This is a genomic window from Marinobacter sp., from assembly GCF_040904845.1.
In the GTDB taxonomy this organism is placed as follows: domain Bacteria; phylum Pseudomonadota; class Gammaproteobacteria; order Pseudomonadales; family Oleiphilaceae; genus Marinobacter.
Genome location: NZ_JBBDSR010000058.1, coordinates 12,077 through 34,111, shown reverse-complemented (window position 1 = coordinate 34,111; position 22,035 = coordinate 12,077). Strand labels below are relative to the sequence as shown.

Below are 22,035 nucleotides of genomic sequence, written 5' to 3'. Positions count from 1 at the left end.
CCACCACCTACCACAACACCTTCCACGCCGTGCCCGCTGACCGCACCTGGCGACCCCGGATCAGCCAAAGGCCCCTGATGGACGGCCCGCAGATGGCCATGGTCACTGGCCCCAAAGGCGAAGAGATCCACTGCGACGAGCATGGCCGCGTCAAAGTCCGCTTCCCTTGGGATCGCTACTCGAAGAACGATGAACACTCAAGCGCCTGGCTGCGCGTCAGCCAGGGCTGGGCCGGCGGCCAATACGGTTTTATGGCTCTGCCCAGAATCGGCCACGAAGTCATCGTCAGCTTCCTCGACGGCGACCCGGACCAGCCGATCATTACCGGAAGAACCTACCACGCCACCAACACCCCGCCCTACGCGCTGCCGGAGCACAAAACACGCACCACCTTAAAAACCAAGACCCACAAAGGCGAGGGCAGCAACGAACTGCGGTTCGAAGACGAAGCGGACCAGCAACAGATCTACGTTCACGCCCAGAAAGACCTGGACCTGCTGACCGAGAACAACCGCACCGAAGTGGTCAAAAACGACAGCCACCGCACGGTCGATAACAACGAATTCAGCCACATCAAAGCCAACGACCATTGCACCGTGGATAGCGAAAAACGCGAGTCCGTCGGCGGTGATTGCAGCCAGAATATCGTCGGCACCTTCCACCAGAAATCCGGCAAAGGCACCCTCAGCGAAGCCGGGACGGAAGTGCACCACAAGGCGGGTGCCAAAGTGGTGCTGGATGCGGGCGCGGAACTCACCATCTCTGCGGGTGGCAGTTTGCTAAAGCTGGACCCGAGCGGCGTGACGCTCGCGGGGCCGGGGATCAAGATTAATTCTGGTGGGTCACCGGGGAGCGGTTCGGGGCAGGGAGTGGTGGTGGCGGAAATGCCTCAGATAATCGAGGGTGATCAGCCACAAGCACACGAGCAGGAGGCATTGGCGGAGGTTGATCAGCGAGAAAACGCCCCGGCGGTGAATGTGGAGTCCCAGGTGGCTGCACTCAGGAAGGGAAGCGCGACATGCCCGGTTTGTGAGGAGCAGAGCTCATGAATCAGAAGTGTTGGCCAATTGCGGAGTCGCCCTTTAATCATTTTGCCTGGCCTGAGAATCTTTCTGTCGGGCTTGTTCTGGATGGTGTCGCTATTCAGGGGCTTGGCAAACAGATATACCAGTGGGCCGGTGATCAGCCCGTCAATGCGGAATGTTTATATATGACCACCCGCTGGGAGGCGGTTGCGGACCTGTCTCCTTGGCTGGTATGGCTCAGTGGGCCTGGAGATCCGGTGTTGGAAGGGTTTCTGAAACAGGGTCCTGTGTTGGAGCAGGGCTATCTGCTGGTTTCAAGCACAGACCGCATAACCGCTACCCGCTGGCTGCGAGGTCACCTGCAAATAGAGACGGTATCGGGCTGTGACGAGCTGATGCGTATTGCTCATCCTGCGCTGGCCGGGTTGGTGATCGGAGATAATTTGTCTCGCTGCCCCTCAGGAGTCGTGGAACGACTTATCGTTCCGGACTGCATCAGTGAACAGTGGCACATGCTCAGGATGCCGGACGTCCAGCCAGATAATACCGGCAACTACTTCGAAAAAATCACTCCCTCTCCGGAGTTGAATGCCGCTTTCGAAGCTTTCAATCGACGCAAAGATGCACTGCAACTTTGGAACCGCCTGGAGGAGCCGGTGCGTCAGAAGTTGGGTGGAGTTCAGTTAAAGGATGCCTATCCAAAACTGCGAAAAACACTGGATGACGCGCTTGGCTGCGGATGTGGTAGCTTGCGTGAAGTCATGCAATTCCTGTTTGCCTCATTGCCAGAGCGAGCAAACACCGACAGCTCCCCCCAACAGGCCCCACCGCAAGATCAAGGATGAACGATGGCACGGATACAACGCCCCACTGACGATCGGGCAAGCAACGACCTTTTGTGCTGGGAGCAACCAGGCACCCCCATTGATGAGCCGGCTTCATGCCCATTGCTGAAGTCTGTACATCTATTGCCTGTTCGATACGGCCGGGTGGAAGTCACACCTGCCGATACCGACCCCGGCTACCCATACTCATTAAGCTCCCGCCCTCTTGGCTACCGTCTTCTGAGGCATGGCTACATTTATGTATTGGACGCCGATATCGAGGAGATTCACGAGTATCGGCATGAAGACGGTGAACTGACCGGCCATAACGATGGCACGTTGGAGTACCCCGCATCTCATACTCTATACGTGGCTTTCTCGGACATGGCGTGGACAGCCCGTAAAAAAGCGCAGGTTATGAACGACCCAGAAGAGCGCGATGTGCTGTTGCAGAGGATCGATCTGGCCAGCGCTTCGCCACTGAGTGGCGGTGAATACCTGCTTACCCCCGACCAGGCCAGGGAATGGGTGGCCGAATTCTCTGAAGACGGTATCCCTGAATTCCCTGAAGGTGGCCATTCCCAGGAGAGAGAGCCTTACCACTGGGAAAACCAGCCCTATTACCACGAAAGCCGGTTTGGCAAGCTCATCAAACAGCAGGGTATTGATGACCCGTCGAATTGTCTCTGCCTTGTTCTGAGGGACGACGTGGGCGTCATGCTGGACTTAGCCGAGCACCAGGATGATGTGGTGGGCTGGCTTGAGAGCTGGACGGAGGCGGGCGACGAAGAGCGGGACTATTTTCTCGGTACCTTGATCGAGTCCATGACCCTGTTGGATGAGCAGGGGCTGGATGCGGTGATCGCCAATTCGGATCACCCTGCTATTGTCTCGATGCAGCAAGACCTGGAAGCGATGCCTGAAACTGATCGTTCAGATACCCAGTCCGCATTGCTGGGGGCCTTGAGACAACTTGAAGACGAAAAGAGACCGGGCGCCAACGACTCCTCGCTACCCTCTGAGGTCAAGTCGAGGGTGGAAGATATCCGGAGTACAGCCAATCGGACCAATGCCTACAGCATTATGCCCAAAATGCAGCGGGCAGTGGATGAGTGGTATTTGCGACAAGCCCTCGAAGGGGCCAGGCCAGATTTCGTGGACTCACACATAGAAGGCATTGTCGCTCTGGAAAAGGAGCATCGCGAGAACCTGAAAGCAATTCTGGAAGGACGAGGTTTTGGCCATCGTGGAATCAATGACCTGATTGATCGTGAAGCCATGGACCAGTTCATGGTCTGCCAGCGCGCCAAACTGGCTCGCTGGCAGACACTGCTGACAGACATAACCACTGATCGCGTCCAACTGCTGACAGACAATCGCTATCACCAGGCCGCCTGGTATTTTGACCCGGAAGACGAGGTGCAGATCGAAGCAGCGCTGGATTTGGAGTATGCCTGCCTGAAGGACATTTGCCGTTCCGACGAAGCGAGCGAAGGCGTACTGGAGTGGCTGGAGCAGAACCCCCAATACAGTCGCCCTCTGTTCCAGACCCTGCCAAAGAGTGACCGGTCCGCAGACGGTGAGCTGGCCAAAACCTATGCAGCGGTTGGCTTGGCGGGCTACAAAGTGGTCGAACAGGCAGCGGATTGGGTTCAGCGGATAAAGGAGGCAGAAGAGGGCAAGCTTCCAGACTTCTCCAATTTCTCGCAGCAAATCCAGATAAAATCAGAGGCGTTGGGAGACACGATCGCTCCCGCAATTGCCCAAGCCAAGGGGCGCGCTGTCGGGGAACTGTATAAAACCATCGATAGCCAGAATTTGCCTGACCTGGATGATCTCTTCCGGGATCTGCCGTATTTTTTCAAGCGGCGCATGCTCGACGCCATAGATCAAGGTAAGGCCGAGTTCCGTGTTGCTTCGCAAAGCGAGTTGGCAACATTCAGGGACAACCTTAGAAAGATGCTGCAGCTTGATCAACGGATGAAGCAGCTCCGGAACGATCATGAGGTTGCCAAATCAACCCATGGCCATCGCTCCGAGAAAGCTCAGGGGTTGGTGACTGAATTCAAGGCGACCCGTGAAGAGCACCGTCAAATTGGCAAGCGCGTGGCAGCGGGTCTCAGCCCGGTTGAGGAAACCGACACCGGTCTGAAGCTAGAGCCAGCCACAACAGGCCGTGCAGCCCTGACACTGGTACCGCCGGCATTGGCTCAGCAGGAAATAGGCCGATTAGTCGGACATTTCCGGCAGGGCCTGGCCTCGGCACCTCGAATGAACGTGATGGGGGATGGGCTTGGGGTTTTGTTGTTCGTCGCGCAGTTGGTGAATCTTGTTGACGCGGTGACTGGAGGTAAAGCTCAAGATTCTTCTGAGCGAAGCTATGTTCGTTTTGCGGAAAGTGCCCTTGCCACCTCTGCTGCAGGTTTCCTGGCCGCTCAAGGTTTGATGGATACAGCTTACAGTGCCAGAGCGCAGGCCCTGGCCGATGCTTGGCAGCGCACCGCTGTGACTAGTGTGAATATCCGGATGGGTAAGTTGCATGTGGGGCTTGGTGGTCCTGCCTATCTGTTCGGAGCTTTCAGTGCCAGCATTAGCGCCTACAAGCACCGGGAGAATTGGTTAAGATCGGTTCAGACTGGCAATGCCGAAGCCCAGGCTGGTGCAGTGCTTGGTATGGTTGGTAGTGGTGGCCTGGCGGGTACTAATGCGTATGGGCTGTATCGGACTGGCCGGTCTTTCTTTCAGGTTCTTGCAGCAAGAGGGGCTAAAAGCAAGGCCATGGCGTGGGCTGCTACCGGCCGAACCTTGTCTAGTTTGTTTTTCCGTCTGAATGTAGCAGGGCTGATCTTCACAGTATTTGAATTGGGCGGTAGCTGGCTGTATAACGGTCACAACCTGAGCGAACGGGGTAGATGGCTACAAACCACGCCCTGGTCGAGGGAGACTGAGCAGATCCATAATGACTCGCTCGAAGACTATGTAGAGGCCTTTGCCCGGATTGGTGACAGTGTCACCCTTGACGAAATACCCGGGGAAGATGAAGGGTCTTCCAGATTAACGTTAAACTGCTACGGTTTGTCGACGGATAGCCTGATGGAGCCACTGGAAGGCAAGGCACCCCAAAAGGTGTCCATCGCTGCATGGCGGATCCAGCCGGGACAAAGGGGGATGTTCTCCGTCCAACCGGAAACGTGGGTGCCCTGTATTGGTGCAATCCTGGCTAGTTTGGAGCAACCGGTCGATGCCGATCACCTTCAACTGACCTTCACGCCGCCGAGCCATAAGAAAACCCGACATGGCATCCGCACCCGTGATCTTGCCCTGATGGTCAAACTGGAAGCGTTGCAGGCGGATGGTGCTTACACTGCATCCGTGTATATGTTGAAGGTGACCCTGGACAGTCTATATCCACTTACACCCGTGCAGGAGCCACCTGAAGAGGAGGTTACCTGGTGGCAGCTCCGCCAGCCATTCATAGTGATGGATAGTCTTTAATGAATTCGAAAGTTACCCAGGCTGATCAGCCGCCCCGCGCTGGACGTTCCGAGCCGTTTCCAAGCGGACGGTTAACCTTTTTAGCACCCAGACCCCTGCCAACTGGTATGCCGTCGGTGGATCATGGGCATGCAGTGGGGGAAGTGAATAACTGTCACTTGGATTTTGGTACAGGGATAAGCTCGGTATTTGGTTGGCAGGCCACTCTTGGCATACCATTTTTCTGCTTCTTGTTTACTGCTTTTGGTGTCCCCTTAATGGCCTTTGCGTTGTTTTACTGGCTAGGTAATGGCTGGCCTGATGCCATTCATGCTCTCAAAGGTGTATTTGACATTACCTTCTGGCTTGGTTTTTGGGGGAGTTTCTTTGGGTTCTTCATACTCTCTCTCCCTCGCTGGCAGGCCTATGCCAGGCTAAAGAACGTAATCCCCACCCGCTTCAACCGCCAGCGCCGAGAAGTATGTTTCGTCCCAGAGGGGCAGAAAGAACCAATTTTTGTACCCTGGGAAAAACTGGTCGCCTGGGTAACAGAAGCTCAGGGCGTTACCGAATACGGTGTGCAACGCCAGTACGGCTTCGGCATTGGTGTTTATCACCCGGAAACCGGCGAAAAATACACCCTGGAGTTTGAGACCTACGGCCTGCCCCAAGCGATCAGCAATTGGGAGGCGGTCCGTTCCTACATGGAGTACGAAGTCCATACCCTGAAGGAAATCCAGGACCCACTGGACCTCCAGGGTCCGGACGATCCCCCTTGGGAAGGCGTTCACGTTTTCAGCAACGCCCGCAAACGCCTTCATGAGGAGCACCGGGAAGGCAAGCGGGGAGTTTTCTATCTGATCGGCTGGTACCTGTACCACCTGGTCACCTTCTGGACCATTCCTAATAGGCTGGTGGAGTGGGAGGTCAAAAAGGTCAAGCGCATGAGCAAGAAGGCATTGCCCAAGGCCATGGCGGAGTGGTCCGAACCGCTCCCGGAAGACCAGTGGGCACTGCCCAGCGAGGAGCTGAAGCGTCAGAGTAAGCGGGTGCGGGAACTGCAGACGGCGAATCCGGGAAGGCCTGTTACGGAGATCTTTGCTCAGGTTGGTGAAGAGTTCTCAGGTGAAGCCTCAATGACCGCGTGACCCTATATCAATCACCCTATGGCCGACGGCCAGTGGCCAGGCACAACGAACACGCGGTCCGTTTCACGCCAGCCCCTGCTTTCTGTGCAGGGTGTCAGCACCGCGAACAAGCGGGGGATATGGACGGAACGAATCACGTCGAGGGCTTTTTCAGTTTCCTGTGGATCTGGTGCGTGTTGTTGGTGCCAGGTACCGAGCCAGTGCGGTTTGTTCAGGGGAATCCAGTGTTGCGTGCTCTGTGGGCTCACGCCGGCCCTGTTGGCGCTTTCGTCCAGCTCATTGATCGAAAGCCAGTGGCCGCGCAGATGATCCGGAGGAACATCTTTCGGCTCGGGCAGGGAGTGGGTTGATGGATAGAAAAGGTAGCCTGGCATGAAGATCCGCGGTCGAACGGGCGTTTCTATTCCGTGGGAGGTCAGCAGGTGCCGGGTTTCAGCGTGCTTTGTAAGCTGACTTTGGTGGGATTTCAGTCGATCCGTCTTCAGGTCCAGGCGGTCTCTTGCGTTCGGGCCGTACCATCGGGGTAGGCTTTCGCCTACATCCAGGTGGCCAAGATAGAATTTAACGGCAATTTCATGGTGTTCAACGCCACCATCTGCAGGGTTTCGCACAATAAAATCCAGCTCACCCAGGGTAATACCGTTGCTTCGAATCGGCTGGTTTTTGAGCAGTATTTCCCAGCCGATCAGGTCTCTGATCAAACATTCGTACAACCGCTCGAAATAGTGCCCCAGACGTTTTGCCGGTTGTTCTGTCAGTATGGCCGGGCCGCGGTGAGGTTCTCTGTCCCATGCCATCAGGCGTGCCCCGACATCCTCCGGCAGGTAATTTCCCGGATCAAATTCCATGTCGGAGCTGATAAGCTGTGGTGCATGACACATCCACGCCAGATGGCGCACCGCTGGAACCCGCAAGGGCCGTTGGTCTGATGTTTCAGGGTTCTGGTTCATCCGGTCAGGATAACCCAAACGGTGATATTGATCAGTGTTCGTAGCCTATGCCCGAAGCTGTTTGTCGGGAGACAAACCATGCACTACCTTCACACCATGATCCGGGTCAGCAATCTGGATGAGACACTGCACTTCTTCTGTGACCTGCTGGAAATGAACGGGCCGCAATGGGAAACACGGCGGCTTTCAGCTAGAATTCTCAAAACGTGGAATGCTAAAACGTTTAACCAAGGATGACCCATGCTTGCAGTGATTTTGTCCGGCGGTTCCGGCACCCGTCTGTGGCCGCTTTCCCGTGAGGCGTACCCTAAACAGTTCCTGCCCGTGGTATCTGACGATTCGCTGCTGGCTGAAACGATTGACCGCGGGCTTGCGTTGGATAACAGCGCCCGGGTGATGGCGATTACCAACGAGGACCATCGTTTTGTGGTGGCCGCTCACCTCCAGGCCCAGGCGGCGGATCGCACCGCCGGCATTATTCTCGAACCCGTTGGCCGAAACACCGCGCCGGCTATTGCTCTGGCGGCTCTGGCTGCCGCCGAAGAGCAGCCGGAAGAACTGCTGCTGGTGATGCCCTCCGATCACGTGTTGAAGGACCTCGCCGCATTCCGGGAAGCGGTGGAGAAGGGCGCGGAAGCCGCCCGTTCCGGCAAGCTGGTCACTTTCGGGATTGTGCCTTCGGCACCTCATACCGGTTATGGGTATATCAAGGCAGGTGCGAGCCACTCTGGCTATCAGGACGTAGCCGCCTTCGTGGAAAAGCCCGATGAAGCGACAGCCGAGCGGTACCTGGCCGAAGGGGACTATCTCTGGAACAGCGGAATGTTCCTGTTCCGGGCGGACCGCTATCTGGAAGAACTGGAGCGTCATAATCCCGCAATACTCAAGGCTTGCCGCGAAGCCTGGAGTCAGAAGCAGGCGGATCTGGACTTTGTGCGTGTCGGCAAGGCGGCGTTTGAGAGCTGCCCCGACGACTCCATTGACTACGCCGTGATGGAAAAGACCCGGGACGCAGTGGTGGTGCCGCTGGACGCGGGATGGTCCGATGTCGGTTCCTGGTCCGCACTTTGGGAAATCCAGCCGCAGGATGAAAACGGCAACGTCTGCCGTGGCGATGTGATTACCGAGGATGTTTCGGGTTGCTACCTTCACTCCGGAGGGCGTCTGATTGCGGCGCTTGGGGTGAGCGACCATGTCATTGTGGAAACCGACGATGTGGTGTTGGTTGCTGATCGTGGTCGGGTGCAGGACGTCAAAAAGCTGGTGGCCCAGGTGAAAGCTCAGGGCCGGTCTGAGCATCGATTCCACAAAAAAGTCTACCGCCCGTGGGGCACCTATGAAGGCATTGCCATGGGCGGCCGTTTTCAGGTCAAGCGCATTATGGTCAGCCCTGGCGCGTCCCTGTCCCTGCAGAAGCACCACCATCGTGCTGAGCATTGGGTCGTGGTGAAAGGGACCGCCACCGTGAACCGTGGCGAAGAGACCTTGCTGTTAACGGAAGATCAGTCGACTTACATTCCGTTGGGGGTCACCCATCGGCTGACCAACCCGGGCGTCATTCCACTGGAACTCATCGAAGTTCAGACGGGAAGCTATCTCGGAGAGGACGACATTGTCCGTTTCGAGGACACCTATAACCGCGTTTAATGGATTCAGGCCGGCTCAGGATGAGCCCGGCGGCAAGCAAAAGGAGATGCACAATGGAAGACTGGCAGGGATGCCTGAGCCCGCAATGCCAAACGGCCCTGCAACGGGCCAGAGACAGCGTCGCCCACCGGGGCGGCTTTGCCATCAGCGCAGAGGATTTCCTGCTCTCCCTGGTGGAGGGCGAGCCGGTGGTGTCTGGCTTTCTCAGGGCCAGAGGCGTTGATCTCGACGAGCTGGTGCGCACAATCCAGTGTGAACAACCCATCGTGACGGAAGTCGGTGGAGAGGGCGTGCTCTCTTCGCAACTGTTGGATTGGTTTTCATCTGCCCGGGATCTGTCTGATGCGCCATGGCTGGACTGGCCAATGTTGCTGTCTGCGCTGGTGTCAGTAGCGGAGCGTTTTCAGCAGAAAGCGTATGTCTCCGTACTGGAGATGGTAGGTGATTGGCCGCTGTCTGGGTGGAGCGGAGACCGCCGGGACGAACCCTGTCAGGACACCGTTCCGGTTGTCGTCAGTGACATGGGCTGGCTGGCTCTCGCAGAAGAAGTGGCGGTGACCATCGCGGCGGCACCCTCGGCCATGATCTGGCTACGGGGTCATCGGGGTAGCGGCAAAACAGCTTGGTTGCAGGCCCTGCTACCGTGCCTGGAGGCAGGATACGTTGAACTCGATTTGCGGCGTGAGGCAGAGCTAATGGCCGATGATGTGCCGGCAGTCCCCGGACCTCATGCGCCGCGTAGAGAGTGGCCCACACTGATTCTCGACAATGTTTCCCCTGCGGATGTGATGGCTCTGGCCGGCCGCTGGGATAGTTTTTCGGGTACGTTACTGCAATCATGGAAAGGCCCGATTCTACTGCTGGGCCCCGCCGCCATTCAGGGTGTGGACACCACCGGGCAGCTTGAACAATGGCTGGGGCGGTCGATGGACGTGTTTGATATGCCGGCCTCCGGTGTTCTGCAGAAAAAATCCATACTGTCGGCCCACCAACCGTTTATTGAGAAGCAGTGGGGTATCCGCTTGTCGAGCGGGGCGATTGCCTATGTCGCCAGTTGTCGCAGCCACTCGGTGGGTTCTCCCGGTGGCATGCTGCAGTGGGTTGAGCGCGCGGCGGCCCGGCTGAATCTGTTTGCGCATCGGGGGCCGTCGGAAGCTCTGGCACTGAGAGGCCAGGCCGACACGCTGCGCCGCCAGAGCCTGGTGGCTCTGGCGCGTCAGGAACCCATCGATGAACTGGAAGCGAGCTTGTCCAGGGCTGAGATTGATCGTGCTGCGGCGGAGGTATGCTGGTACGAGCGAAAAGCAGCTGGAACGCTTCGCACTCTGACGTTGGACGATCTCCGGCACGAACTGGAACGCTGGGTTGCAGCGCGTCCCGGGCCGGTTCACTATGTTGTCCATTGTGATCATGACGGAGGAGAAAACACGGGTGAGGGACCTCGAAATATACATTCGTGACCTGAAGTCTCTGGCGGTATCAGAGTGGTTGGCCAATCACCTGGACCAGCTCGAGCTGGATGATGAGCAGGTAGACAACAGAGCCATCAAAGGTGTTGGTCGGTACCTGAATGCACCGGTAAGGGTAATCCTCTACCCGGGGGCTTTTGGCAAGCGCTTCACCTGTCTGGTACTTGAGGGAGAATCATTACCGTGGGGTGCGGATCTGGATTGCGCCCGCAGTGCCTGGCGAGCGATGGGTACGGAAGTACGCTGCAGCCCGGGAGACTGGAAAGAGGGTGAGCCGGTTGCGGATGAAAAGTGGTGGCGGCTGGATGATCGCGGCGAGCAACTGGTGGTCTGGCATTGAGGTGAAAGGCGGGCACTGAAGCAAAAAAGGGGCAGCCAATTGGCTGCCCCTTTTTCGAGTGGCAGAAGGTGCCCCTGATCAGTCGCTCAGGATGGACACATTATCCGCTTGCAGGCCCTTGTCGGCTTCAACCACGTTGAAGCGAACCAGTTGGCCCTGACGCAGAACGCGTCGACCACGGCCACGAATGGCACGGAAGTGGACGAACACCTCGTCACCGTTGTCACGGACAATAAAACCGAACCCTTTCTTGACGTTGAACCACTTGACGCTACCTTCTTCATCGCCCTCGGGGCTGGTGTCGTCAAAGTCATCTTCGTCGTCATAGTTCTGACTGGGCTGGCTGGCCTGACGCGGTTGCGCAGGGCGTGAACGCTGTCCGGATTGACGTGCGGCGATGGCGACGGTCAGGAAGCCGGCAATGCCGAACAGCACCAGGGCAATAATGTAGGCAACGATGCCGCGAGTGCTACCCAGAGCTTCCAGAGTCTGACCGGCTGCAATCAGGCGAAGCGGCTCCGGGGTAAAGGACAGCAAAATGGCTAGAATCAACGGTGCAGGGATGGCGATCAAAAGAGCAACAAGGATCGCTTTGGCTGGATTACGCATTGACTGAGATTTCTCCATACTTATTTAAACGCTAACGATAAAGAACCGGATAGCGGGTAAAATCGCACATCCGGCCGGTGAAAACCGCCAGGGTTACCGAAAAACGACGGGCCTTGGCGGGCAAAGGCGGCATGATACCAGATAACCACGAGCACTGACCAAGCATCTGGCCAGTCCGACAATTGAAGACAAGGTTTGCAGTACTGATGAGTAACAGAGATCTGGAAGCACGGCTGGACGAGCTTGAAACCCGAGTAGCGTTTCAGGACGACGTCATTAACACCCTCAGTGAACAGGTGGCCAGGCAGGAACTGGATATCCGCGAGCTGTGGGAAGCGAAGCGCCTGCTGAACCAGCAGCTTAAAGAAGTGTCCCCGAGCAACCTCAAACGCGAGGAGGAAGAAACCCCGCCGCCTCATTACTGAGGGCGGGGTTGGCCTGAGCAGAGGCCCCTTCAGGCTTAAGCGTCAGGCTAGAAGCTCTTCCAGGATTTGCTCATAGATGTCTGACAGCGTGTCCAGGTCCGAAGCTTTGACACATTCATCCACTTTGTGAATGGTCGCGTTGATCGGCCCCAGCTCCACCACCTGGGCCCCGGTCGGCGCGATGAAACGGCCGTCGGATGTGCCCCCGGACGTGGACAGTTCGGTTTCGCGGCCGGTCACGGTGCGAATGGCGTTCTGGCTGGCGGACACCAGCGCACCACGGTCGGTCAGAAACGGGCGTCCGCTCAGGTGCCATTGCAGCTCGTACTTGAAGCCAAACCGGTCCAGTATGGCCACCACCCGCTCTTCCAGGCTTTCTGCTGTATTCTCTGTGCAATAACGGAAATTGAAGTGCACCAGGCACTCCCCGGGGATGATGTTGCTGCCGGTTCCCGCTTCAATTTTGGTGATCTGGAATGTGGTTGGCGGAAAGAAATCGTTGCCATTGTCCCAGAACTCGCTGGCCAGGGCGTCCAACGCCGGCGCAACCGTGTGAACCGGATTCTCCGCCAGGTGCGGGTAGGCCACATGGCCCTGAATACCCTGAACGGTCATATACCCGTGCAGTGATCCCCGCCGTCCGTTCTTGATGACATCGCCCACTTCGTGCGTGCTGGACGGCTCGCCGATCAGGCACCAGTCCATCTTTTCATGTCTGGCTTCCAGCGTGTCGATGACCCGGACGGTACCGTCCTGAGCCGGGCCTTCTTCGTCGCTGGTAATCAGCAGGGCGATGGAGCCTCGGTGATCCGGATGCTGCGCCACGAAACGCTCGCAAGCCGTCACAAAGGCAGCCAGGCTGCCTTTCATGTCGGCCGCGCCGCGGCCATAGAGATAGCCATCGCGGATAACCGGGTCAAAAGGCGGGTGCGCCCAGTTTTTTTCTGGCCCGGTTGGCACCACATCGGTGTGGCCTGCGAACGCCAGCACCGGTCCCTCTTTACCCTTGCGGGCCCAGAGGTTGTCGGTGGTGCCAAAGCGCAGGTTCTCACCGGCGAAGCCCAGAGGCGTAAGCCGTGACATCATCAGTTCCTGGCAACCGGCATCCTCCGGTGTAACGGAGCGCCGGCCAATCAGGTCGATGGCGAGATCGAGGGTCGGAGAATCAGTTGTTTGCATGCAGCTCTTCGTTCAGCTCGATCGCGGTTTTGTTGGATTTGCATTCCACTGCGCCGGTCTGGCTGTTGCGACGGAACAGCAGGTCGGTCTTGTTGGCCAGATCCCGTGCCTTGATCACTTCGACAAGCTCGTTGTTGTCATCCAGCAGGGCAACCTTTGTGCCGGCGGTGATGTACAGGCCGGCTTCTACTTTGCAACGGTCACCCAGCGGAATGCCGATGCCCGCGTTGGCACCGATCAGGCAGTTTTCGCCCACGGCAATGATGATGTTACCGCCACCTGACAGCGTGCCCATGGTGGAGCAGCCACCACCGAGGTCGGAGCCTTTGCCAACCATCACACCCGCCGAGATGCGGCCCTCAATCATGCTGGTGCCTTCGGTGCCGGCGTTGAAGTTGATGAAGCCTTCGTGCATCACGGTAGTACCTTCACCCACATAAGCACCCAGACGCACTCGTGCGGTATCCGCAATACGCACGCCTTTGGGGACCACGTAATCGGTCATCTGTGGGAACTTGTCCACCGATTTTACTTCCAGTGTGCGGCCTGCCAGGCGCGCTTTCAGCTGGCGGCTGGAGAGCTCGTTCAGGTCGATCGCGCCTTCGTTGGTCCAGGCCAGGTTGGGCAGCCGGCCAAAAATGCCATCCAGCTTGAGGCCGTGGGGTTTCGCCAGGCGGTGTGAAATCAGGTGCAGCTTCAGGTAAACCTCCGGTGTGCTGGAAGCGGTGTCGTCCGTATCCAGAATGGTGACGCACACGGGGCGTGAGCTGCCCGCCGCTTTTTCTGCCAGGGTAGCCTGATCGGTTTCACCAACTTGCCGCAGGGCATTGGCAAATTGGCTCAGCTGTTCCGCGTTCACCAGGAGGGCCTGGTTGCCGCCCTGATAATCCAGACTGCTGCGAGCCACATCAATGAGGCCATTGTCGGGTGTCATTACCGGCTGCTGATAAAACACTTCCAGCCATTCGCCCTGGTTGTTCTGGCTGCCGATACCGATACCGAATGCAAAGCTCATCAGGTGGTTGCTCCTGTCGTTATGAAAAGTGTGTGACGTTTATGAATCTGAAAAACGGGTGGCCCATTGATTGGCGTTAAAGCCAACCGTGACATCCCCTTCGTGCTCGACCACCGGCCGCTTAATAATGGAAGGGTTGTCCAGCATGATGTCGTGGGCGGATTGGGCACTTATGGTATCACGAACCTCATCGGGAAGTTTGCGCCAGGTGGTGCCGCGGCGGTTCACCAGCGCTTCCCAGCCGACGGTATCTTCCCAGCGCGACAACATTGGTTCACTCAGCCCGTCTTTTTTGAAATCGTGGAATTCGTAAGCGATGCTTTGTTCGTCCAGCCATTTTCTGGCCTTTTTCACCGTATCGCAGTTCCGGATACCGTAAATCTTCATGCCTCGTTCGCCTTTACAAATTCGACGATGCGTTTTGCTGCCTCAACGCATTCCTCCAGTGGGGCGACCAGGGCCATGCGCACCCGGTTCTCGCCGGGGTTGTGGCCGTCCACTGTGCGTGACAGGTAGCGTCCTGGCAGTACGTGAACGTTTTGCTGAGCTGACAGCTCGCGGGCGAAGGTCTCGTCGTCCATCGGCGTTTTCGGCCAGAGATAGAAACCGGCATCGGGAAAGTCGACGTCCATGACCTCGCGCAGGATGGGAACCACTGCCTCGAACTTTGCCCGATAGGCGGCGCGGTTTTCCCGCACGTGGTCTTCGTCCTGCCAGGCGGCCATGCTGGCCAGCTGGTTGTGAATGGGCATGGCGCAGCCGTGATAGGTGCGGTATTTCAGGTAGCCTTTGAGGATGCCAGCGTCACCGGCCACAAAGCCGGACCGAAGCCCTGGCAGGTTGCTGCGCTTGGACAGGCTGTGAAAAACCACGCAGCGCGCGAAATCATCGCGCCCGATGGCGGCGCAGGTTTGGAGCAGGCCTTCCGGGGGTTGAGTTTCGTCGGGATAGAGTTCGGAGTAGCACTCGTCCGAGGCGATGACGAAATCGAATCGGTCAGCCAGTTCGATGACCCGGGTCAGGGTTTTCCTTGGGATAACCGCGCCACTGGGGTTGCCGGGTGAGCACAGAAACAGGACCTGGCAATTGTGCCAGACCGAGTCAGGCACCTGGTCAAATTCAGGAATAAAACCGTTGTTGCCGTCACAGGGCAGGTAAACCGGCGTTGCTCCAGCGAGCAGGGCGGCACCCTCATACACCTGATAGAAGGGGTTCGGGCTGACCACCGTTGCTGGCTGTGAGGCGTCCACCACCGCCTGTATCAGCGAGAAAATGGCTTCTCGGGTACCGTTGACTGGCACAACATGGTCGCTGGCGGTCAAGCTGCCAGGTTTGAGCTGAAAGCGTTGGGTGGCCCAGGTGCTGATGGTTTCGCGCAGCTCATCCATGCCCTTGGTGGTGGGGTAATTGGCGAGCCGGTCGAGGTTGTTTGCGATCACCTGTTTCACAAAGCCCGGTGACGGATGCTTGGGCTCACCAATCCCCAGGGAAATGGGTGGTAAGTCGGCCGGTGCGGAAATGCCGGCTTTCAGTTTCGCCAGTTTTTCAAACGGATAGGGGTGCAGTCGGTCCAGATTGGGGTTCATTGGGTCTCATCCAGCATGTTGCGAAGGTCTTCCTGGAGGGCCTGACATATGTCGGCGTCGCTGATCTGGCCGCCCTGTTCATCGGTGACAAAAAACACGTCTTCCACCCGCTCGCCCAGCGTCGCGATTTTGGCGTTGGTCAGCCGGACCCGGTGTTCAAGCATCACCTGACCCACGCGGGCCAGAAGCCCCGGGCGGTCCGGGGTAACCACTTCTATCACGGTGCGCTGGTTAATGGTGTCATTCGACAGCGTCACCTCGGTGGGAAACGCAAAGTGTTTGAGCTGCCGGGGCGTGCGCCGGTGGATGATGTCCGGGTAGTCGTCCGGGTCGTCCAGCTCTTCGATCAGGCGTTTGCGAACACGGTCCTTACGGGCCGGGTCTATGCCCAGAGGTTTGCCTTTTTCGTCGAGCACCACGTAGGAGCTGACGGAATAGGGGCTTTCGCCGGAGCTGATCCGCGCGTCCACAATGTTCAGGTTGAGTTGTTCGAGCACCGCCGTGGTCGCTGCGAACAGCGCCACCCGGTCGCGCATGTAGATGATGATCTGGGAGTAACCGTCCGTAGGGCCGCCCCGGGTATCGCGGATCAGCACCAGGGGATCGGGGTTGTCGCCGTGGCGGATAATCGCCGCGGTTTGCCAGGCGATGTCGACGGTGGAATCCTGAAGAAAATAATCTTCGTCCAGGGTGTCCCAGATGCTGTCGATCTGTTCGTCGGTCATGTTCTGGGCGTGCAGGATTTCCCGCGCCTCAGACTGGGTGGCTCGCACCCATTCCTGGCGATCCACCGGTATTTCCGTGCCTCGCCTTAACGCCCGCTTGGATTCAATGTAAAGCTGGCGCAACAGGGATGCCCGCCAGGTATTCCAGAGTTTGGGGTTGGTGGCGCTGATGTCGCACACGGTCAGCACGTAGAGATAATCCAGATGAGCCTGACTGGGGACCGCCTGCGCAAAGGCGTGGATGATGTCGGGGTCGGAAATGTCCTTGCGTTGCGCGGTCATGGACATCAACAGGTGGTTTTCCACCAGCCAGGAAATCAGTTGGGTATCGCGGGCGCTCAGATGGTGTCGCTGGCAGAAGTCTTCCGCATCGATGGCCCCGAGTTCCGAGTGGTCACCGCCGCGGCCTTTGGCAATGTCGTGGTAAAGGCCGGCAATAAAGAGTGTTTCCAGTTTCGGTAGCCGGTGAATCAGGCGGGAAGCCAGTGGGTATTCGGTGCGTGCTTCGGAGCTGGTCATTCTCACCATATTGCGGATGACCCGCATGGTGTGGGCATCAACCGTGTAGATGTGAAACAGGTCGTGCTGCATTTGCCCGATGATCTGCCCGAATTCCGGCAGATAGCGCCCCAGCACGTTGTACTTCTTCATGGCGGAGAGCGTCTGGTCCAGTGCATGGGGCGTGCGCAAAAGCTCCATGAACAGAGAGGTGACGGCCAGGTCTGCACGGAAGGCATCGTCAATCAAGTGTCGGTGAGCCCGCAAGGAGCGAATGGTGGTCGCTCTGATGCCTTTGATTTCCGGGTGTTGGGCCATCAACACGAAGATTTCCATGATGGAGTAGGGCGCGTAGGCGAACACCTGGTTATTCACCGCTTCGATATAACGGTTACAAATCTGGAAGCGCTTGTTCAGTGGCTGAATGTCGTCAGCATCACCGGCACCGAGAATGGCTTCGTCGTAATACTGGAGAATAACGTCCGCGAGCTCTGCCAGGGCCAATACGGTGCGGTAGTAGGACTGCATCATCAGTTCCACGCCCAGGCGCTTGCCTTCGTCCTGGTAACCCAGCATTTCGGCGAGCGTTCGCTGGTGGTCAAACAGCAGGCGGTTTTCGTTACGGTCGGCGATCAGTTGAAGGCCATAACGCAGCCGCCACAGAAAGGACTCGCCCTGGAACAGAATCTGGTGTTCTTCTTCGGTAAGAATACTGAAACGCGTCAGGTCTGCGATGTTTTGCAGGCCGAAATGCCGCTTGGTGATCCAGCCAATGGTCTGGATATCCCGAAGTGCGCCCGGAGATCCCTTGACGTTGGGCTCCAGGTTGTACTCGGTGTCACCGTATTTCTTGTGGCGTTTTTTCTGCTCTTCCCGCTTGGCGATGAAGTAATCCCGATCAGAGCTGATGTCATCGGAGTAGGCCTCTTCGCTCAGAGTTTCCCTGAGTTCATCGGGACCGGCAATGGTCCTGGTCTCCAGCAGGTTGGTCAGAATGGTGATGTCTTCCCGGGCGGCGGCTTTGCATTCGTCAATGCTGCGAACGCTGTGACCGATGTCCAGCTTCAGGTCCCACAGCAGCGTGATGAAGGCTCCCAGGTCTTCCTGCCATTCCTGACGGATGCTGTTGCGGGTCAGGATGAGCAGGTCAACGTCGGAGTGAGGGTGAAGTTCACCGCGCCCATAACCACCAACGGCAACCAGCGAGATGTCGGAAGACGACGCAAACGGGTAGCGGTTCCAGATCAGACGCAGAACGGTGTCGATCGTATCGGCCCTGGAATGAACCAGGGCGCGTACATCAGCCCCCTGGTGAAAGGCTTCGGCATCCGCATTGTATCGTTCCTGAAGCAGCTCGCGGGCCGCTGTTACTGGGGAATGATCATTGCTTATGCGGGATTCCTGCTCGTCTCGATCCACCTAGAACGACTCTTCCGTGCGCTTGGTAAGCACCTCGTGGCCGTCAGCCGTCACCAGAATGGTGTGTTCCCACTGAGCAGACAGCTTATGATCCTTGGTAACCACGGTCCAGCCGTCGGGTAGCAGCTTTGTGTGGTATTTGCCCTGGTTGATCATGGGCTCGATGGTGAAGGTCATGCCTTCCTGCAGCTCCATGCCGGTGTCGGGCTTGCCGTAATGCATCACCTGGGGGTCTTCGTGGAACACTTTGCCGATGCCGTGGCCGCAGTAGTCCCGGACCACCGAGTAACGATGCTTTTCGGCGTATTGCTGAATGATGTGGCCGATATCACCCAGACGGGTGCCAGGCTTGACCAGCTCTATGCTTTTATAGAGGCACTCCTGAGTAATGTCGATCAGTCGCTCGGTACCGGGCTTGGGCTTTCCGACAATGAACATTTTGCTGGTGTCGCCGTGGTACTCATCCTTTATTACGGTAACGTCGATGTTCATGATGTCGCCATCCTTCAGCACCTTCTTCTCAGAAGGAATGCCGTGGCAGATGACATGGTTGACGGACGTACACACCGATTTAGGAAAACCCTTATAGTTCAGGGGTGCCGGAATCGCCTTTTGTACGTTCACTATATAGTCGTGGCAAATGCGATCAAGTTCTTCGGTCGTAACGCCGGGCTTCACGTGCTCGCCGATCATTTCGAGAACGTCAGCGGCCAGCCGGCCAGCGACCCGCATTTTTTCGATTTCTTCCGGAGTTTTGATCGATACCTGCATTGGGCTTCCCATTGGTGTATATCAAGTCAGCATTTTAAGGGGGAGAGAGGCTGGGTACAAGGAAGCATGCCGCCAAAAATAATGGCGTGGCAGTGTCGATTTATGGTATAAACGCGCCCGCTGGAAACGAATCCAGCAAATTCACACACGTGTCGACACGTTGTCCCAGGGTGCCATCTCCTGCTTTAAGGAGGCTGGTTGGGTCAATCGGACGCGTGGAGGACTAACCCGAAGCTAAAAAGGTAAATATCATGGCTCAGGTAAATATGCGTGACCTGCTCAAGGCAGGTGCTCACTTCGGTCACCAGACCCGTTACTGGAACCCGAAAATGTCGAAGTTCATCTTCGGCGCCCGTAACAAGATTCATATCATCAACCTGGAACAGACTGTTCCTGCCATGAACGACGCGCTCAAGTTCGTTCAGCAACTGGCAGAGAACAAGAACAAGGTTCTGTTTGTAGGCACCAAGCGCGCCGCTGCGAAGATTGTGAAAGAAGAAGCAGAGCGCTCTGGCCAGCCGTTTGTAAACCACCGCTGGTTGGGTGGCATGCTGACCAACTACAAGACCATTCGTCAGTCAATCCGTCGCTATCGTGACCTGGACGCCCAGAGTCAGGACGGCACCTTCGACAAGCTGACCAAGAAAGAAGCCCTTGAACGCACCCGTGAGATGGACAAACTTGAGCGTTCCATCGGTGGTATCAAGGACATGGGCGGCCTGCCGGACGCACTGTTCGTGATCGACGTGGACCACGAGCGCATCGCCATCAAGGAAGCCAACAAGCTGGGCATCCCTGTTATTGGTGTGGTCGATACCAACAGTGATCCTGACGGTGTTGATTATGTTATCCCAGGCAACGACGACGCCATTCGCGCTATTCAGATTTACGTGAAGGCCGTTGCCGATACCTGCATCGACGCTAACCAGTCTGCTGGTGCCGGCGCTGACGAGTTCGTAGAAGTCAGCGAAAACACTGAAGGCGCTGCTCCAGCTGCCGAGTAAGCTTTCCCTTCAGATGTGAGATGCAGGACGAGCCCGGCATTATTGCCGGGCTCGTCTCCCTACCGAATTCGGAACAAGAGGATTTAACATGGCTGCAATTACCGCTGCAATGGTCAAAGAGCTGCGTGAGCGTACCGGCCTTGGCATGATGGAGTGCAAAAAAGCACTGGTAGAAGCTGAGGGCAGTGTTGACGCTGCAATCGAAGAACTGCGTAAGTCTTCTGGCCTTAAAGCCGCCAAGAAAGCTGGCCGTACCGCGGCTGAAGGTGTGTCTCTGATCAAGATCTCCGACGACAACACCGTTGCTTTCATTTTGGAAGTCAACTCCGAGACAGACTTCGTTGCCCGTGACGACAACTTCCTGAATTTCGCCAACGACGTGCTGAACGTTGCCTTCGAAAAAGGCGAAGCTGACGTGGCCAAGCTGATGGCCGGCGATCTGGAAGCCAAGCGCGAAGCGCTGGTTCAGAAGATCGGCGAGAACATCACCGTTCGTCGCATCGTCAAGGTAGAAGGTCCTGTGGTGGGTGGTTATGTCCACAGCACCAACAAGATCGCTTCCGTTGTTGCCCTGACTGCGGGCACTCCGGAAGTTGCTCGTGACATCGCCATGCACGCCGCCGCTGTTAACCCGCGGGTTGGCAAGCCGGAAGAGATGCCTGCCGAAGAGCTTGAGAAAGAAAAGGACGTCATCAAGGCCCAGCCGGACATGGAAGGCAAGCCTGCCGAAATCGTCGAGAAGATGATGGGCGGCCGCATCAAGAAGTTCCTCAAGGAAAATAGCCTGGTTGAACAGCCTTTCGTGAAGAACCCGGACCAGACCGTAGGCGAGCTGATCAAGTCCGTCGGTGGCGAGCTGGTTGGCTTTGTTCGCCTGGAAGTGGGTGAAGGGATTGAAAAGGAAGAAGTAGACTTTGCCGCCGAAGTTGCAGCAGCAGCTGGCACCAGCAAGGCCTGATCTTTCTGAAGGGCACTGCAGACCGGTTTTGCAGTGCCGCCTGAGTCTGCCACGTTAGCTGGGGAAATCCGGCTCTCGTGGCGGGCTTGTATCTGAGATACCCCTTTTTTGAAGGAGTATGTCAGATACAAGCCTGCAAAGCTTGTCGCGCCTGATAGCAGCCAACAGACGAAAAGGGAACCAGCCATGCCGCACTCATCCAAAACCCAGCCGAGATACACGCGTGTTCTGCTCAAGCTCAGTGGCGAGGCCCTGATGGGGGAGCATGATTTCGGCATTGATCCCAAAGTTCTTGATCGCATGGCCCTGGAAATCGGTGCCCTTATTGGCATTGGTGTTCAGGTTGGGCTGGTGATCGGTGGCGGCAACCTGTTTCGGGGTGCCGCGTTGAGTGCCGCCGGTATGGACCGGGTAACCGGCGATCATATGGGCATGCTGGCAACCGTAATGAACGGCCTGGCGATGCGCGATGCGCTCGAACGCTCCAGCATTCGCACCCGTGTGATGTCAGCCATTCCCATGAGCGGTATTGTCGAGCATTATGACCGCCGCCGCGCGGTGCGCGACCTGAAAGACGGTGATGTGGTGATCTTCTGTGCCGGCACCGGCAATCCCTTCTTCACGACGGATTCCGCCGCTTGCCTGCGCGGTATCGAGATTGAAGCAGATGCCGTACTGAAGGCAACTAAGGTGGACGGTGTGTATTCGGCAGACCCCTACCTTGACTCGTCGGCGGAAAAGTACGATCACCTGACCTACGACGAGGTCCTGGACAAGAAACTCGGTGTCATGGATCTCACGGCTATCTGCCTGGCCCGGGATCACGGTATGCCGTTGCGGGTGTTTGATATGAATCGTCCGGGTGCGCTGACTCGCATCGTGACTGGCGAGAAAGAAGGTACACTGATCGAATAACGGGATTGATCCGGCCCGCCTGATCAGGTGCCGGAGAACAGATTAACCTGATAC

The 22,035-nt window shown here is 57.2% G+C and carries 20 protein-coding genes; 12 read left to right on the top strand and 8 right to left on the bottom strand.

The features are described 5' to 3' along the window. From WD429_RS07250 to WD429_RS07235, 4 genes are all read left to right on the top strand, one after another. On the top strand, positions 1 to 1,049 hold a 1,049-nt coding region (locus WD429_RS07250), incomplete at its 5' end, for a type VI secretion system Vgr family protein (RefSeq protein ID WP_368421507.1). Beyond that, positions 1,046 to 1,870, top strand: coding sequence for a DUF4123 domain-containing protein (locus tag WD429_RS07245; protein WP_368421506.1), 825 nt, complete (start codon positions 1,046 to 1,048; stop codon positions 1,868 to 1,870). The genes WD429_RS07250 and WD429_RS07245, both read left to right, overlap by 4 nt. A gap of 3 nt (positions 1,871 to 1,873) precedes the next feature. Then, a complete protein-coding gene (locus WD429_RS07240) occupies positions 1,874 to 5,344 on the top strand; it encodes a toxin VasX (protein ID WP_368421505.1) in 3,471 nt (1,156 codons plus the stop codon). Between the two features lie 257 nt (positions 5,345 to 5,601). Next, positions 5,602 to 6,471, top strand: coding sequence for a hypothetical protein (locus WD429_RS07235; RefSeq protein ID WP_368421504.1), 870 nt, complete (start codon positions 5,602 to 5,604; stop codon positions 6,469 to 6,471). 11 nt (positions 6,472 to 6,482) lie between these two features. On the opposite strand, the gene WD429_RS07230 is transcribed toward WD429_RS07235, so the two are convergent. After that, positions 6,483 to 7,421, bottom strand: a complete 939-nt coding sequence (locus WD429_RS07230; RefSeq protein WP_368421503.1) for a DUF1853 family protein — start codon at positions 7,419 to 7,421, stop codon at positions 6,483 to 6,485. A gap of 78 nt (positions 7,422 to 7,499) precedes the next feature. Here WD429_RS07230 and WD429_RS07225 point away from each other — a divergent pair, with 78 nt between their 5' ends. From WD429_RS07225 to WD429_RS07210, 4 genes are read left to right on the top strand one after another with little or no spacing between them, the layout of a single operon-like run. Beyond that, positions 7,500 to 7,658 carry a VOC family protein gene (locus tag WD429_RS07225; RefSeq protein WP_368421502.1) on the top strand — a complete coding sequence of 53 codons (159 nt, stop codon included), beginning with the start codon at positions 7,500 to 7,502 and terminating at the stop codon, positions 7,656 to 7,658. A 3-nt stretch (positions 7,659 to 7,661) separates the two neighbouring features. Further along, positions 7,662 to 9,068, top strand: a complete 1,407-nt coding sequence (locus tag WD429_RS07220) for a mannose-1-phosphate guanylyltransferase/mannose-6-phosphate isomerase (protein WP_368421501.1) — start codon at positions 7,662 to 7,664, stop codon at positions 9,066 to 9,068. Positions 9,069 to 9,121: 53 nt separating this feature from the next. After that, positions 9,122 to 10,528: a hypothetical protein gene (locus WD429_RS07215; RefSeq protein WP_368421500.1), complete on the top strand. Its 1,407-nt coding sequence runs from the start codon at positions 9,122 to 9,124 to the stop codon at positions 10,526 to 10,528. After that, complete coding sequence (locus WD429_RS07210) at positions 10,500 to 10,877, top strand: hypothetical protein (RefSeq protein WP_368421499.1); 378 nt, start codon at positions 10,500 to 10,502, stop codon at positions 10,875 to 10,877. The genes WD429_RS07215 and WD429_RS07210 overlap by 29 nt, the downstream gene beginning before the upstream one ends. 78 nt (positions 10,878 to 10,955) lie before the next feature. Here the strand turns inward: WD429_RS07210 and WD429_RS07205 are convergent, their stop codons facing one another. Continuing rightward, positions 10,956 to 11,486: a cold-shock protein gene (locus WD429_RS07205; protein WP_368421498.1), complete on the bottom strand. Its 531-nt coding sequence runs from the start codon at positions 11,484 to 11,486 to the stop codon at positions 10,956 to 10,958. A 206-nt stretch (positions 11,487 to 11,692) separates the two neighbouring features. Between WD429_RS07205 and WD429_RS07200 the strand changes: the two genes are divergently transcribed. Continuing rightward, positions 11,693 to 11,911, top strand: coding sequence for a SlyX family protein (locus WD429_RS07200; RefSeq protein WP_368421497.1), 219 nt, complete (start codon positions 11,693 to 11,695; stop codon positions 11,909 to 11,911). A gap of 42 nt (positions 11,912 to 11,953) precedes the next feature. Here the strand turns inward: WD429_RS07200 and dapE are convergent, their stop codons facing one another. The 6 genes from dapE to map are packed head-to-tail and all read right to left on the bottom strand — an operon-like array spanning position 11,954 to position 19,104. Continuing rightward, positions 11,954 to 13,090, bottom strand: a complete 1,137-nt coding sequence (gene dapE / locus WD429_RS07195) for a succinyl-diaminopimelate desuccinylase (RefSeq protein ID WP_368421496.1) — start codon at positions 13,088 to 13,090, stop codon at positions 11,954 to 11,956. Continuing rightward, the gene (gene dapD, locus WD429_RS07190; RefSeq protein ID WP_368421495.1) at positions 13,077 to 14,105 is read right to left on the bottom strand and encodes a 2,3,4,5-tetrahydropyridine-2,6-dicarboxylate N-succinyltransferase; all 1,029 of its coding nucleotides are present in this window, start codon (positions 14,103 to 14,105) and stop codon (positions 13,077 to 13,079) included. Before dapD ends, dapE begins: the two co-directional genes overlap by 14 nt. Positions 14,106 to 14,144: 39 nt before the next feature. Further along, positions 14,145 to 14,492, bottom strand: a complete 348-nt coding sequence (locus tag WD429_RS07185; protein ID WP_368421494.1) for an ArsC family reductase — start codon at positions 14,490 to 14,492, stop codon at positions 14,145 to 14,147. Then, positions 14,489 to 15,691: a succinyldiaminopimelate transaminase gene (dapC, locus tag WD429_RS07180; RefSeq protein WP_368421493.1), complete on the bottom strand. Its 1,203-nt coding sequence runs from the start codon at positions 15,689 to 15,691 to the stop codon at positions 14,489 to 14,491. Before dapC ends, WD429_RS07185 begins: the two co-directional genes overlap by 4 nt. Further along, on the bottom strand, positions 15,688 to 18,333 hold the full coding sequence (locus WD429_RS07175; protein ID WP_368421492.1) for a [protein-PII] uridylyltransferase: 2,646 nt from the start codon (positions 18,331 to 18,333) through the stop codon (positions 15,688 to 15,690). The genes dapC and WD429_RS07175 overlap by 4 nt, the downstream gene beginning before the upstream one ends. Beyond that, positions 18,334 to 19,104 (bottom strand): type I methionyl aminopeptidase, encoded by a 771-nt coding sequence (gene map / locus WD429_RS07170; RefSeq protein WP_368421491.1) that lies wholly within the window; start codon positions 19,102 to 19,104, stop codon positions 18,334 to 18,336. Positions 19,105 to 19,355: 251 nt separating this feature from the next. On the opposite strand from map, the gene rpsB reads away from it, so the two are divergent. From rpsB to pyrH, 3 genes are all read left to right on the top strand, one after another. Further along, the gene (rpsB, locus tag WD429_RS07165; protein WP_368421490.1) at positions 19,356 to 20,108 is read left to right on the top strand and encodes a 30S ribosomal protein S2; all 753 of its coding nucleotides are present in this window, start codon (positions 19,356 to 19,358) and stop codon (positions 20,106 to 20,108) included. An 88-nt stretch (positions 20,109 to 20,196) separates the two neighbouring features. Then, positions 20,197 to 21,066: a translation elongation factor Ts gene (tsf, locus tag WD429_RS07160; protein ID WP_368421489.1), complete on the top strand. Its 870-nt coding sequence runs from the start codon at positions 20,197 to 20,199 to the stop codon at positions 21,064 to 21,066. A gap of 186 nt (positions 21,067 to 21,252) precedes the next feature. Further along, entirely contained in the window at positions 21,253 to 21,981 is a 729-nt protein-coding gene (gene pyrH, locus WD429_RS07155) for a UMP kinase (protein ID WP_368421488.1), read from the top strand. Positions 21,982 to 22,035: the final 54 nt, after the last annotated feature.

What these genes read in the sequence shown, in the direction of transcription:
- WD429_RS07245 (WP_368421506.1), top strand. Translation starts at nt 1,046, where the DNA reads ATGAATCAGAAGTGTTGGCCAATTGCGGAGTCGCCCTTTAATCATTTT.
- WD429_RS07240 (WP_368421505.1), top strand. Translation starts at nt 1,874, where the DNA reads ATGGCACGGATACAACGCCCCACTGACGATCGGGCAAGCAACGACCTT.
- WD429_RS07235 (WP_368421504.1), top strand. Translation starts at nt 5,602, where the DNA reads ATGGCCTTTGCGTTGTTTTACTGGCTAGGTAATGGCTGGCCTGATGCC.
- WD429_RS07230 (WP_368421503.1), bottom strand. Translation starts at nt 7,421, where the DNA reads ATGAACCAGAACCCTGAAACATCAGACCAACGGCCCTTGCGGGTTCCA.
- WD429_RS07225 (WP_368421502.1), top strand. Translation starts at nt 7,500, where the DNA reads ATGCACTACCTTCACACCATGATCCGGGTCAGCAATCTGGATGAGACA.
- WD429_RS07220 (WP_368421501.1), top strand. Translation starts at nt 7,662, where the DNA reads ATGCTTGCAGTGATTTTGTCCGGCGGTTCCGGCACCCGTCTGTGGCCG.
- WD429_RS07215 (WP_368421500.1), top strand. Translation starts at nt 9,122, where the DNA reads ATGGAAGACTGGCAGGGATGCCTGAGCCCGCAATGCCAAACGGCCCTG.
- WD429_RS07205 (WP_368421498.1), bottom strand. Translation starts at nt 11,486, where the DNA reads ATGCGTAATCCAGCCAAAGCGATCCTTGTTGCTCTTTTGATCGCCATC.
- WD429_RS07200 (WP_368421497.1), top strand. Translation starts at nt 11,693, where the DNA reads ATGAGTAACAGAGATCTGGAAGCACGGCTGGACGAGCTTGAAACCCGA.
- dapE (WP_368421496.1), bottom strand. Translation starts at nt 13,090, where the DNA reads ATGCAAACAACTGATTCTCCGACCCTCGATCTCGCCATCGACCTGATT.
- dapD (WP_368421495.1), bottom strand. Translation starts at nt 14,105, where the DNA reads ATGAGCTTTGCATTCGGTATCGGTATCGGCAGCCAGAACAACCAGGGC.
- WD429_RS07185 (WP_368421494.1), bottom strand. Translation starts at nt 14,492, where the DNA reads ATGAAGATTTACGGTATCCGGAACTGCGATACGGTGAAAAAGGCCAGA.
- dapC (WP_368421493.1), bottom strand. Translation starts at nt 15,691, where the DNA reads ATGAACCCCAATCTGGACCGACTGCACCCCTATCCGTTTGAAAAACTG.
- map (WP_368421491.1), bottom strand. Translation starts at nt 19,104, where the DNA reads ATGCAGGTATCGATCAAAACTCCGGAAGAAATCGAAAAAATGCGGGTC.
- rpsB (WP_368421490.1), top strand. Translation starts at nt 19,356, where the DNA reads ATGGCTCAGGTAAATATGCGTGACCTGCTCAAGGCAGGTGCTCACTTC.
- tsf (WP_368421489.1), top strand. Translation starts at nt 20,197, where the DNA reads ATGGCTGCAATTACCGCTGCAATGGTCAAAGAGCTGCGTGAGCGTACC.
- pyrH (WP_368421488.1), top strand. Translation starts at nt 21,253, where the DNA reads ATGCCGCACTCATCCAAAACCCAGCCGAGATACACGCGTGTTCTGCTC.